At 56.4% G+C, this 13,724-nt stretch carries 6 protein-coding genes; 5 read left to right on the top strand and 1 reads right to left on the bottom strand.

All coding sequences use genetic code 11. The features are described 5' to 3' along the window. The first annotated feature begins 3 nt into the window (after positions 1-3). The 4 genes from AC0L7R_RS19485 to AC0L7R_RS19500 are packed head-to-tail and all read left to right on the top strand — an operon-like array spanning position 4 to position 4,427. Entirely contained in the window at positions 4-792 is a 789-nt protein-coding gene (locus tag AC0L7R_RS19485) for a TRAP transporter small permease subunit (RefSeq protein ID WP_473661056.1), read from the top strand. Next, positions 792-2,237, top strand: a complete 1,446-nt coding sequence (locus tag AC0L7R_RS19490; RefSeq protein WP_247129735.1) for a TRAP transporter large permease — start codon at positions 792-794, stop codon at positions 2,235-2,237. Before AC0L7R_RS19485 ends, AC0L7R_RS19490 begins: the two co-directional genes overlap by 1 nt. Positions 2,238-2,254: 17 nt before the next feature. Continuing rightward, positions 2,255-3,709 carry an aldehyde dehydrogenase family protein gene (locus AC0L7R_RS19495; RefSeq protein ID WP_473661058.1) on the top strand — a complete coding sequence of 485 codons (1,455 nt, stop codon included), beginning with the start codon at positions 2,255-2,257 and terminating at the stop codon, positions 3,707-3,709. Continuing rightward, positions 3,702-4,427, top strand: a complete 726-nt coding sequence (locus AC0L7R_RS19500; RefSeq protein ID WP_473661060.1) for a glucose 1-dehydrogenase — start codon at positions 3,702-3,704, stop codon at positions 4,425-4,427. The genes AC0L7R_RS19495 and AC0L7R_RS19500 overlap by 8 nt, the downstream gene beginning before the upstream one ends. Positions 4,428-4,445: 18 nt before the next feature. Here AC0L7R_RS19500 and gndA read toward each other — a convergent pair whose 3' ends face one another. Further along, positions 4,446-5,840: an NADP-dependent phosphogluconate dehydrogenase gene (gene gndA / locus AC0L7R_RS19505; protein ID WP_473661061.1), complete on the bottom strand. Its 1,395-nt coding sequence runs from the start codon at positions 5,838-5,840 to the stop codon at positions 4,446-4,448. Positions 5,841-6,286: 446 nt separating this feature from the next. On the opposite strand from gndA, the gene AC0L7R_RS19510 reads away from it, so the two are divergent. Further along, a complete protein-coding gene (locus tag AC0L7R_RS19510; protein WP_473661062.1) occupies positions 6,287-13,693 on the top strand; it encodes a hypothetical protein in 7,407 nt (2,468 codons plus the stop codon). Positions 13,694-13,724 lie beyond the last annotated feature (31 nt).

Genomic DNA, 13,724 nt, shown 5'->3' on the forward strand with positions numbered 1-13,724 from the left:
CAGATGACAGACACGAATACACCACTTAGCGTCGAAGAGGTCCTCGCGATCAGCGACCCGGGCGACGTGAACCGCGAAAGCCACACCAAAATCGACCGGTTCGTGATTAACGTCGGCAATGTCATCGCGTGGGCATTCCCGCTGCTGATGGTTGCGATCGTGGCACAGGTATTGTTGCGCGCGAACGGGCATAACCAAGCATGGTTGGACGACCTGCAATGGTGGATTTATGGCGTCGCGATGTTGGCCGCGTTTGGCTATGCGATCACCACATCAAGCCACGTGCGCGTGGACATTTTCCACCAGAATTATTCCGACACGAAGAAGGCCAAGATCGAGGCGGCCGCGATTGGCTGGCTTCTCTTGCCGTTTATCGCACTGATGACCGACGTGATGTCCCATTACGCATGGGCGTCTATAGAGTCAGGCGAAGGGTCAAGCAGCCCGAATGGCCTTCATAGGCTCTATATCCTGAAAACATCGCTGCCGTTTTTGTTCGCGCTGGCATGGCTTGCGGGCTATTCCACATTCAAGAAGAACCTCGCCGTTTTCAGCAACACGGGTCTTGCCAAACAGCTGATCTGGTTGTTCCCAACGGCTGTCTTCATGGGTTGGCGGTTCATTCATTACATTCTGTACTGGGTGGTTTTCTTCACCGACGATGAAATCCGCGCGCGTCGCATCACCCGCGAGTACGAGATTTTCGAATATGCGATGTACATCTCATTGGCGATTGTTGTCGCCTTGATCGTCATCGGTCTTGTGACCTCGCGCCGGAAAGGTGACGTGTAATGCAGTTGCTGTCGTTGATATCTTTTTTGGACCTGAACCAATGGATGGTTTTGGCCATGTTTGGCGTGTTTATCGTCATGCTGTTTCGCGGAATTCCGGTGGCTTTTGCCCTTGTTGGTGTCTCTTTGGTGTTCATCATCATCGCGATCTTCATCCTTGATCCGAACCGTGATGCGATCCGAGAATACATCGCGTTTGATGATACGCGGATCGAATATCGCAAACTGTTTGCCAACTCTGGCCGGTTCTTTGGCGGGACGATCCAGAACCCTGTTCTGGTCGCATTGCCGATGTTCATCTTCATGGGGCTGATGCTGGATCAATCCGGTGTGGCCCAGCGGATGATGCAGTCTATGCAGGTGCTGTTTGGCGCGTTGCGCGGTGGGCTTGCCCTGTCGGTAATGCTGATCGGGATCATCCTTGCAGCATCCACTGGCGTTATCGGTGCGTCCGTCGTTTTGTTGGGTGTCATGGGGCTGCCGACGATGACCGCGCAGGGCTATTCGAAGGAAGTCGCCACCGGCACGATCGCCGCATCTGGCACCTTGGGCATCCTAATCCCGCCGTCGATTATGTTGGTGATCATGTCGGATCAGTTGGCGATTTCGCTGGGTGATTTGTTCATGGGGGCGCTGTTCCCGGGGCTGTTGCTAGGCGGTTTGTATATCACGTTCCTGATCATCTACGGATTGGTGAAGCCTGACGCCATGCCATTGCCGCAAAACCGTGAACCCGTGACGATGAAGGTGGTTGGCGACGTGGCCTTATCGGTGGTGCCGCCACTTGCGCTGATTTTGCTTGTGTTAGGGTCGATTTTTGTCGGTTTCGCCACCCCGACCGAAGCGTCTGGACTGGGTGCGATGGGGGCGATGTTGCTTGCGATCATGAACCGCAAACTGACGGGCCGAACGTTTCTGGATGTGATGCGGCAGACGTTGAACACGGCGGGTTACATCGTGGGGATTTTCATCGCCGCAAACTTCTTTGCCTACGTGCTGCGCCTTTATGGCGGTGACGAGATTATTGAACATATGATCCTTGGGTCGTCCGACAATCCACAGGTCGTTGTGTTCTTTATCCTGCTGCTGATCTTTGCGCTTGGGTTCTTGTTGGACTGGATCGAGATCACGTTGATCATCATGCCGCTGATGCTGCCAGTGATCTTGGGCCTTGGTTTGGATATCAACGGCTATGGTGTGATCGACAGCCCTGAAGTCGTCTGGTTCGCGATCCTTGTCGCCGTGACGTTGCAGACGTCTTTCCTGACACCGCCCGTTGGTTTTGCGTTGTTCTATCTGAAAGGCGTGTGCCCGCCGGGTGTCACGCTGGGCCATATCTATCGCGGCGTGATTCCGTTTGTGCTGTTGCAGTTGTTTGGCCTGTTCTTGGTCTTTGAATTCCCAGCACTTGTCACGTGGCTGCCTGCCGTGGCCTATGGGAACTAGTTAACTGGAGTTTTCAAATGACCCTGCGCCCCCTGAACATAGACCCTAACAAGTGTTTTATCGGGGGTGCGTGGGTTAACGCGCTTGGTGGTGGCACGCTTAATCTGATGAACCCGTCGGATGGGTCTGTTCTGTGCCAAATTGCGCGTGGCGATGCCGTCGATATTGATCGCGCTGTTGGTGCCGCTGATGCGGCATTGGCGGGGGAATGGGGGCAGGCGACTGCTGCGGAACGGGGCAGGGTGCTGGCAAAAATTGGCAGGCTTGTTCTAGAGAATATTGACGAATTGGCCACGTTAGAGTCTATGGACGTTGGTAAGCCGCTGACGCAGGCGCGTGCTGATGTGGTGGCGTTGGCGCGTTACATGGAGTTTTACGGTGGTGCTGCTGACAAGGTGCACGGCGAAACGATCCCGTATCTGGATGGCTACACGGTCTATACGCTGCGCGAACCGCATGGTGTGACCGGCCATATCATCCCGTGGAACTACCCGATGCAGATCATTGGCCGTTCCGTTGGTGCCGCGCTGGCAATGGGCAACGCTTGCGTTTTGAAGCCCGCAGAAGAGGCGTGTTTGACCGCGCTCGCCTTTGCCGAAATCGCCCGCCAAGCGGGATTGCCGGACGGCGCGTTGAACGTGGTGCCCGGATCGGGCGCAGAGGCGGGATCGGCGCTGACCAAACATCCGCGCGTGCGCCATATTTCTTTCACAGGCTCTGTTGGTGTGGGCAAATTGATCCAAGAAGTTGCGGCTGCACATGTGGTGCCAGTGACATTGGAGCTGGGTGGGAAATCCCCGCAATTGGTTTTTGATGATGCTGACGTCGACGCGGCTTTGCCGTTCTTGGTGAATGCGGGGATACAGAATGCGGGGCAGACATGTTCGGCGTCTTCACGGATCTTGGTGCATCGTTCGCGCTTTGATGAAGTCGTGATGAAGATGGCCGCGAAGTACCGCGATTTGCGGGCGGGGCCTGCGTTGGATGATCATCATGTTGGGCCGCTGGTGTCGATGCGGCAGAAGGAGATCGTCGATGGTTTTGTCGCCAAGGGCCACGATCTTGAAATCGCCGCGCGGGGCGAAATTGTGGACGGCGCGCCAAGCGGCGGTGCCTATGTGACGCCGACGCTTTTTGCGGATGTGGACGCGGGACACGTGCTGGCGCAGGACGAGATTTTCGGACCCGTGCAAGTCGTCATTCCATTTGATGATGAAGCGGACGCTGTGGCGATCGCGAATGGCACCGATTTTGGTTTGGTCGCCTCTGTCTGGTCGCAGAACGGGGCGCGTCAGATGCGGCTGGCGAAGCAATTACGTGCTGGTCAGGTGTTCCTGAACAACTACGGGGCAGGGGGCGGAGTTGAGTTGCCGTTTGGAGGCACGGGCCTTTCGGGACATGGCCGCGAAAAGGGGTTCGAGGCCCTGTATGGATTTTCAACATTAAAGACGGTGGCGGCATATCATGGGTGATAGATTGAACGGCAAGGTCGCGATTGTGACTGGTGGTGCGTCGGGGTTTGGTGCGGGGATTGTCGCGAAGTTTTTGGCAGAGGGTGCCAAGGTTATGATCGCCGATCTGAATATCGACGGTGTTGCGGGCGAGGCGGTGAAGACCAATGTTGCGGTTAACGATGACGTCGCTGCGATGGTTGAGCAGACACTCAAGGTGTTCGGTAGGGTCGATATTCTGGTTAACAACGCAGGTACGACCCACCTGCCAGCGCCGATGGAAGACGTGACCGAGGATGATTTCGATAAGGTATTCGCCGTTAATTGTAAGTCGGTTTACCTAACGGCGAAACACATTGTCCCGTTGTTCAAAACCCAAGGGTCCGGATGTATTCTGAACGTTGCATCGACCGCTGGCGTGTCGCCGCGACCGCGGTTGAATTGGTACAACGCCAGCAAAGGTTGGATGAACAACGCGACCAAAGGCATGGCGGTTGAGCTTGCCCCCGAAGGCATTCGCGTGAACGCGATCAACCCTGTTGCGGGGGACACGCCGTTGCTGAAATCGTTCATGGGTGGCGACACGCCGGAGATCCGCGCAAAGTTCTTGTCGACGATCCCGATGGGTCGCTTTTCGACGCCTGAAGATATGGGGAATGCGGCTTGCTATCTGTGCTCTGACGAGGCGAGCATGGTGACGGGCGTTTGCATGGAAGTGGACGGCGGGCGCTGTATCTAGGCCCGCCGCGCAATTCGGTTAGTCAGCCCAAGGGCCGTGGTGGTCTTTGCCGTCGACGCCGAATTTCGCAAAGCCGTGACGCCCGAAATAATCGCGTTGGCCTTGGATCATGTTCGCTGTGCCGCGCTTGGTGCGCATGGCGTCGAAATAGGTGATGCCGGATGACAGCGCGGGCATCGCGACACCGCCCAATGCACCTGCGGCGACGACTTCGCGCAGTGCTTGGTGGTTGGCCTTCAGGTAGTCCGCGAAGACCGGTGCGAACATCAGGTTGCGGTCCGGATTTTCACCCAAGGCCGTCGCCATATCGTCGAGCATTGCGGACCGGATGATGCAGCCCGCGCGCCAGTTTTGCGCGATTGCGGGCAGGGGCAGGGACCAGCCGTAGCTGTCGGACGCAGCTTCAATCATGGTGAAGCCCTGCGCGTAGCACAACACTTTGCCAGCGATCAGGGCCTGTTCGAGTTGGTCGAGCGTGATGGAGTCGATTTTCTGAGGGGCAGTGCCGAACAGGTCTTCGCCAGCGGCGCGTTCGTCCATGCGCGATGACAGGTTGCGGGCGACAACGGCGGCTTCAATCGCGGGGATCGGTGCGGCGAGGTGCTGTGCCTCGATTGCCGTCCAACGACCTGTGCCTTTCTGACCCGCTGCATCGACGATGATGTCGAGCATGGCTTTGCCGGATGCCGGATCAGTCGCTTTTGCGACCTCACCCGAGATTTCGATCAGGTAGGACGCGAGCGGGCCTTCATTCCAGCGGGCGAAGGTTACGCCGATGTCCGCTGCAGACATGCCCATGCCGTCGCGCATCACGCCGTAAACTTCGGCGATCATCTGCATGTCGGCGTATTCGATGCCATTGTGCACCGCTTTGACGAAGTGGCCGGCACCTTCTTCGCCCATGTAGGTCGCGCATGGTTCATCTTGGAATTTCGCGCTGATGGCTTTGAGGATGTGTTCGACACGGTCCCAATATTCGCGCTTGCCGCCGCCCATGATGGCTGGACCGAAACGCGCACCTTCTTCGCCGCCTGACACGCCGATGCCGAGGAACGGTGCCGTCGCTTCGCGGGCGCGGCGGTTGGTGTCGTGGAAAAGCGCGTTTCCTGCGTCGATGATCAGGTCGTCGTCATCAAGCAGGGGACGCAGTGCCGCGATCTGCTGGTCAACCGGATCGCCAGCGGGCACCATCAGGATGATCGCGCGCGGTTTGGCAATCGCCGCAACGAAATCTTCCAGCGTTTCGGTTGGCGTAATTTTGGCTGCAAGTTCGCCTGCGGTCGCGTGGAATTCATTGGTGACTGACGTGGTCCGGTTAAAAACCGCGATGTCAAAGCCGTTGTCAGCGATGTTCGATGCGAGTGCGGCACCCATTGTGCCAAGGCCGATCAGGCCGATTTCTGCGGTGCTCATGATGGGGCATATCCGTGTGAGGGCAAGACTGTAGGCAACGGTATACAACACAGGGCGGTGGGGTCCACCGAAACCCCTTGGGATACTCTCAACGGTTCGAAAAAGGTTAACGTAAGGTCCATGATTGGGGTGACGCAGGGGTGCACCGCCTGCAACTCAATTACCAATTGTGCCTGTTTTCTCTTGATCGCCCGAATTGAACATGTTTCGTTTACCGCAAATTAAGAAATGCTTTTCCGTGGGGGGTGCCGTGTTAAGTTCGTTTGTGAAGCCAAAAAGCTATTGCATGACCAAAAGTGCGTGCTTTGACGTGATATCGCCGCGTAGAGCGTTTTCTCAAACGGAACTGATATGGCGGGCATGCGAGGCCTTAACGCCATTTGCCGCACCTTCAGATTTTTCACAGTCTTAATATTTTGACACTTGTTACCGAGATGGACATTCACATGCATACGCAATCCAAAGCCAGCCCGACAGAAAACGTTCAAACCGGTGTCCGCCAGCGCAGCCTGCGCAAACATTGCCGCATCGGCCGCGCGACAGAGCTTGTCTTTGTTTTGGCGACAGGGGCCGCGTTGGTGATTGGCGGTGGTGCTGCGGTACATGCGGCAGAACTGACTTGGGATGACGGCGGCGGCAGCCCCCTGACAATCAATGTGACGCCATCCGGGAACTGGAATACCGCCAATTGGTCCCTTGTTACAAGAGACGGCGCGGGCGACATCACCGCGATTACCGATGAACGGAGTTTTGCAGACGGTGACTTTGCGATTTTCGATACGGTTGGTGGCAGTGGGGCGGCGGTTGTTACTATCGATGGCAGTAATGTTAAGCCAATCGGCCTGCGGTTTGATATTGGCGGATATACAATTGCCGCCGATCCTGGATTTGGCATTGTTACTGGCGGTGACCCGCTTTCGTTTGATGTGACGACTGCCGGACATGTCGCGATCGTGTCTGCGCCGATTACGAGCAACGGTGCGATCACGGTGAATACTGCTGGTGCGGGCGAGTTGCAGCTTTCCGGCGACAATGTGACTGCGACTGGCGCGATGGCTGTTAACGGCGGTGAGCTGAACCTAGGCGGTAACTACGGCGGTGCGATTAATGTGGCGTCGGGTGCGACGCTTGACGCTGATAGCGGTCAAGTTGGCGGGCTAGTGACAAGCAGCGGTATTGTCCAAATTGGCGGTGCGAACTTGTCGATGGGCGTTGCAGTGACCACGGGCAGCGTCACGGTCGATGGCGCCGCGACGGTTGGAAGCACAGGAATTACGAACTCCGCGGACGGCACTGTGGTTGTCGACGCTGCAGGGTCTTTGACTGGTGACGTTGTGAACAGTGGCACCAGTACTGTGACAAACAACGGGTCGATTACAGGTAGCGTTACCAACTCTGGTACAGGTACGACGACCAACTCTGGCACGATCCTTGGTGACATCGTTGTTTCAGCCGGCGAATTCGACGCTGAATCTGGGTCTGTTAACCTCGACGACGATATTGCAGTGAGCGGTGGTACGCTGACTGCCGCAGGTGGTACGTTTGGAGCGGAGACTGCGCTGGGGAGTGGCGTAGCGGATAGTATGGCGACGTTCACTGTCACGAACGGCGGTACGCTTGATGTTACCGCCGATACAACTGCTGCGCAGGTCAACAACACAGGCGCGATTGTAACGGTTCAGTCCGGCGCGAATTTGACTTCTAATCTGACAAGTTTCGATAACGGTATGGGGACCGCATCGTCGACGACGATTGATGGGACGCTGACGGGTAATCTTGATGTGCAGGGTGGCGCGGTTGGTGTCACGGGTACTGTGACGGATACGTCTGTTGCGGTCACTGGCGGGACCCTGACATCAACTGGCGGTACCTTTGAGAACGGTGGTACGACAAACACGGTTGCTGTGAACGGTGGTACGTTTGCTGTTGCCGGAGGCATGGCCGCTGGCACGACAACTGCGAATGTGACTGTTGATGCGGGTGGCCTGACAATTGCTGCTGACGAAGAGCTGGACGGTACGGTTGCTTTGATCGATTCCGATATGGGTGCAACTGCAAGCGGCGGTACCGTGGTAAACGATGGGACCATTAGTTCGACCGTCGACGTCGCTGACGGTACGTTTACAAACAATACCGATGCGACCGTGACTGGTCTGACGACTGTTACTGGCGGTGTTCTGGAAGCTGCGGGTGGTGACTTCGACGGCGGTCTTGTTGTGAGTGGCGGTACGATCAACGTTACTGCGGACACCGTCGCGGCGATCACGAATAACGGGGTAGCCCCGCTGACCATTGGTGATTTCGAAATCACGGGCGACTTTACCCAGCAAGCTGGCCAGACCGATAACGCGGCTGATATTACTGGTGGGCTGTCGGTGACAGGTGGTACGTTTAACCACAATACTAACGGTTCGATCTCTGGGGCCGCGACGGCCACGTCCGGCAATCTGAACGCAAATGGCGGGTCCTTCGACGGTGGTTTGACTGTCAGCGGCACCGCAGTTTTCGATATTACGGTGAACACGACTGGCGACATCGCGAACGGGACCGTGGGTAATGCTGATGGTATTACCTTCGAGATTGATGACGGGCTGACCGTGACAGGTGACGTGACTGCTGAAGGCACGAACGGGATTATCAATCATAATGGCACGATCACGGACGCGCTGAATGTAAACGGTGGCACTGTGAATGCGACGGGTACCGTACAGGGGGCCACAACTGTTGATGGTGGTGACTTGAATTCAACTGGCGCGACATTCGCAGCGGTTGACGTGACAAGCGGTACTTTTGATGTGCTGGCTACGCCAAATGGAACAACAACTGCCAACGTAAGCGTTGATGCAGGCGCGGTTACGATCGCCGCGAACGAGACTTTGTCCGGTACCGTCGCGCTGGTTGATAGTGACATGGGCGCTGCCGCGAGTGGTGGTACTGTTGTGAACAGCGGTACGATTGGCGATGACGTGACTGTTGCCGATGGGACGTTTACGAACAGCGCTGGTGCCGCAGTTACCGGTGAAACAACCGTCACAGATGGTTTGCTGGTTGCGAACGGCGGTGCCTTCAACGGTGGTCTTGTCGTTCAGGGTGGCACCATCAATCTGAATGCAAGCACCGTTGGTGATGTGACCAATGATGGTGTGGTCGGGTTGTCGGTTGCTGGTCCTGTGACGTTGACTGGTGATTTCACACAGGAAGACGGGACAACCGCGCTGAGCGGGACGATCGACGGAACGCTGACCGCAACGGGCGGCGAGTTGACCAACAACGGTATCATCACGGGCCAGACCACGATTTCTGGCGCGGGTGTTGTGAATGCGAACGGTGGTACCTTTGAAACTGACGGTCTGCTGACGCCAGATATTAATTTGACTGGTGGTACGCTGAACGTTGATGCATCCACTGTGGCTGATGTCACCAATGACGGTGGCGTTGTGGCAATTGACGCGGGTCAGCAATTGACGGGTGCTTTTGCCAGCTCCGACGATAGTGCCACGACGACTGTTGATGGTCAGATTGTCGGTGACGTGACGCTGAGCGACGGGTCTGTGACGTTGGAGACAGGCGCTGGTAATCCGACGCCTGCAGCTGGCGTGCTTGGGGTCGGTGTAACCGGAAACGTGCTTGCATCTTCCGGTACGTTGACAATGGAAGACGACACTGGTGTCGGCGGCGGCATTGCCTTGAGTGGTGATGCGGGTCTTGTGGTGAACGGTGATGTGACCGTTGGCCTTGGTATTGTGAATGGGAGTTCGACAACGCTGAACCTGACAGGTGGTCACACCGTAACGAGCGACCTGACGGTGAATGCTGGGACAACGAACAACACAAATACGATTGCCGGTGATGTTGTGGTTTCAGGCGGTACGCTGAGCAACCAAACTGGCGGTAAGATTCTGGATGATAACGTTGTTGTTTCGTCCGGCGAGCTGGATGCCGATGGTGGTACATTCCGGACTGCGGCGGATGCTGCGAATTCAACTGTCGCTGTCAGCGGTACAGGTACACTGGATGTGAACGGTGCGACTGCGTTGACCACTGTCACGAACACCGGCGGTACGGTCCGCGTTGATACGTCGACAGGTGGTGGTCTGACTGCGACGGTTGCAAATACGAGCGGCACGTTGGCGAACAACGGGACTGTGACGGGCCAAGTGACCAACACAGGAACTGTGACTGCGAATGGTACGTTTACCCAAGAAGTCCTGAACAACGGCGGAACGATGCGGGTCACCGGCAATTCGACTGCCGATGTGGACAACAATGGTGGTGATCTGGTTGTTAACCCTGCTGCGACGTTGACTGGCACTGTCGACAACAGAAATGCCCTGTCTTCGGTCACGGTGAATGCAACCGGTCAGATCACCGGTGCAGTGACGGTTTCAGCGGGAACGGTTTCCAGCGCAGGCACATTGGACGGAACAGTAGCTGTATCAGCCGCTGGTACGTTGGACGAAAACGGTGGCCGGGTCACGGGTGTCGTGACTCAGTCCGGTGGTTCAATTACCGCAGATGGGTCAACATTTGACCAGACTGTTTTGAACAACGCAGGCACGATGACTGTGGCGGGTGCCACAACTGCTGATGTGAACAGCAACGGTGGTGATCTGTCCATTACGGGCGGCACGATGACAGGTGACGTGACTGTGTCGAACGCTGCGTCGACAGTGACAAACAGCGGTACACTGAATGGTACGGTTGGTTTGACAGCTGGTAAACTGGTCGCCGCAGGCGGAAACATTTCCGGTCTTGTTACGAACAATGGCGGGACAGTTGACGCGACCGGCGGGAACTTGACCGGTGGTGTGACAAACACGAGCGGTACGGTGAACATCAATGGTGCGACGACCGGTTCTGTGACGAACACCGGCGGTGCCTTGAACATTGCGTCTGCCGGCACTTTGACCGGAAGTGTGACGAACAGCGGCACAGGCACAACCCAGAACGACGGGACTGTTACCGGAGCTATGACCATTTCAGGTGGCACGGTAGATCAGAACTCTGGTGCGGATACGCAAGGTCTGACGACCTTGTCTGCGGGCACATTGGATGCCAACGGTGGTACGTTCTCGGGCGGAATCCGCACAACGGGCGGCACCCTGAACCTAAACGCTAACACAACAGGTGACATCGAAAACGATGGATCAACTGTTGCGATCCCTGCTGGCAATGTGTTGGCAGGCGACCTGACCAATACGTCCGGTACATCCACTGTGGATGGCGAGATTCAAGGCAACGTCATTGTTGGCGGCGGCACTATGACGACGTCTGCCACGTCAAGCGTGAGTGGTGATGCGACGGTCAACGATGGTACGCTGACTGCCGCGGGCGGCAGCTTTGGCGGAAACGTCACGGCGAACGGTGGTACAGTTGATGTGACTGGTAGCGTCGGGGTTGGCGGCGCGCTTGTGAACAGCGGTGGCGATGTCACTGTTGCAGCGGCGGGCACATTGGCTGGCGATTTGAACCAGGTGTCTGGCACGACATCGGTTGATGGGACTGTTGCCGGTGATGTGACCGCGTCTGGCGGCACGTTGAACCACGACGGGACCATCACTGGTGACGTGGCGATTTCAGGTGGTTCGGTGAACACATCAGCAGGCAGCACGACCAGCGGTGAGACTAGCCTGACTGGCGGCACGTTGACTGCGGCAGGCGGTACATTCAACGGCGGCATCGCAAATGATGGCGGTACCGTTTCCGTGACTGGCCCGATTTCTGGGAATGTGACGAACACGTCGGGGTCCTTGGCGCTGGATGCTGCAGGGGTCGTGACAGGCAATTTGACGAACGCGGGTGCGATGTCATCCTTGGACGGTACCGTCACAGGTACATTGGCCAACGCAGGGACAGTTGATGTCACTGGCGGTGATTTGACTGTTGGGTCGTTCACGAACGCTGGTACGATTACAGTGTCGGGTGGTAATACGTTGACGTCCGGGTCAACGGGTACTGTCGCAAGCGGTGGTACATTGGCCGTGACAGGATCGACTGTTGTTGCAGATGTCACTGCGGATGCCGGATCAACATTGTCCTTCAGTGGTGCAACCATTGATGGTGATCTGACAGTCGGAACTGATCTGACTGCCCGCAACAATCTGGATGTGACTGGTGATTTGGCGCTGACGTCCGCTGCTGAAGCCATCATGGCAAGCGGCGACCTGACTGTTGGCAACACATTTGATATTGCCGCGAGCACATCGTTTGAACTGTCTACGGGCACGACGCTGACTGCGACCGAAACAAACAACGCGGGTACGTTTACCGCGCGTGATATCACTGCGATTGATGGTACGTTCACAAACACTGGCACGTTGAATGTCACGAACCTAAGCGCAGGTTCTGGTCCAATTGCCCTCGCCCCATTGACACCGCCAACTGGTACAACCTTTGTCGGGCAGGTGAACAACACAGGCACAATCAACAGCACTGGTACGTTGAACTTCGACGGTGGCTTGGACAACCAAGGTATCCTTGATCTGTCGAGCACGAACGAGTCCGCGACAGACATTGTGACAATCGGTGGCAGTGGTCTGACGGGTGGTGGTCAGTTGGTCTTTGATATCGACCTGTCAGAAGGTAACGTGGGGGCCGACCAAATTGTGATGGGTGCGGGCGCATTCGTCACTGGTGAAGTGAACCTGAGCTTTAACCTGCTGGACGTTGTTGATGCGCGCGATATTGACGTCACGCTTGTCGATCTGGACGAAAACCAAGATTTGTCTGCCTTCACGTTCTCATCCGACGAAGTTGTCGATGAACGTGGCATCCTGTCTTACACGATTGGTCTGTCAGACGGCGGCGATTTGGTGATCCAAGACGGGTTGAGTTCCGGTCTGTCCGGTCTGGCTGGTAACATCGTCCTGACACAGTCTTTGATTGGCTCCATTGTGAACCGTCCAACCAGCCCGTTTGTAACAGGCTTGGCGTTTGAAGACGAAGATCCATGCGGCTACGGTGTGTGGTCACGTGCAACGGGTGGTTTTGCCGATACGACGGGGACTGTGACGCAAGAAGGGCGCTCACCGATCGAAGGCACTATTTCCGCGACATATGGTGGTATCCAAGTCGGTTCCGATTACGCCTGCTTCAACGGTGCCGTCAGCGGTTGGGACTTGTCGATGGGCGGGATCATGGGTGTGAACATCGGTTCATCGACCCAGCCTGTGTTTGGGCTTGACCAAAAGACCACGGTTTCGACAACGGGTGTCGGGTTTGACCAGCTTTATGCGGGTCTGTATGCCACAGCCGCCAACGGTCCTGCGGCGTTCGATTTGCAGTACCGGTTGGAAACAACAGACTTTAGCGCGACAAACAGCACGCTGGGTCTGAACGGTGAGAAGTTCAGCAGTGAAGCATCGACGCTATCGGGTGCGGCTAGCTACTTCTACTCGATCCCTGAATCGGATCTGTCGATTGTTCCAACAGCCGGCTTTGCCTACACGCAGGTTGAAACTGGGCCAATCAGCTTTGAAAACCTTGGTGATCTGGATGTGAAGGACTTTGACAGCAGCGTTCTGTTTGTCGGGGCGACCTTGGCGAAGTCACAGTTTGGCGACGATGGCGTATCCGCGACGCGTCAGTTCTTCTCTGCGACTGTGTATTCTGATCTGGCTGACGATCCGACATCGATCTTTAGCCCTGCAGATGGCAGCGACGATGTGGAACTGACATCTCAGAACCTTGGCACCTATGGCGAGATCAGCACCGGCATTAACTTTGTCCGCATCTTGCAGCCAAACGAGTTGGGTAATGTGAAGCAGGTCAGTGCCAGTGCGCGTGCCGATGTCCGGTATAGCGATCAGCTGGAAAGCTACGGCATCACTGGTCAGGTTCGCTTCCAGTTCTAAACAAACCCCCGCTGCCTTGGATTGATCCGGG

The sequence above is a fragment of the Yoonia sp. D2-7 genome, assembly GCF_055809435.1.

What these genes read in the sequence shown, in the direction of transcription:
- AC0L7R_RS19485 (WP_473661056.1), top strand. Translation starts at nt 4, where the DNA reads ATGACAGACACGAATACACCACTTAGCGTCGAAGAGGTCCTCGCGATC.
- AC0L7R_RS19490 (WP_247129735.1), top strand. Translation starts at nt 792, where the DNA reads ATGCAGTTGCTGTCGTTGATATCTTTTTTGGACCTGAACCAATGGATG.
- AC0L7R_RS19495 (WP_473661058.1), top strand. Translation starts at nt 2,255, where the DNA reads ATGACCCTGCGCCCCCTGAACATAGACCCTAACAAGTGTTTTATCGGG.
- AC0L7R_RS19500 (WP_473661060.1), top strand. Translation starts at nt 3,702, where the DNA reads ATGGGTGATAGATTGAACGGCAAGGTCGCGATTGTGACTGGTGGTGCG.
- gndA (WP_473661061.1), bottom strand. Translation starts at nt 5,840, where the DNA reads ATGAGCACCGCAGAAATCGGCCTGATCGGCCTTGGCACAATGGGTGCC.
- AC0L7R_RS19510 (WP_473661062.1), top strand. Translation starts at nt 6,287, where the DNA reads ATGCATACGCAATCCAAAGCCAGCCCGACAGAAAACGTTCAAACCGGT.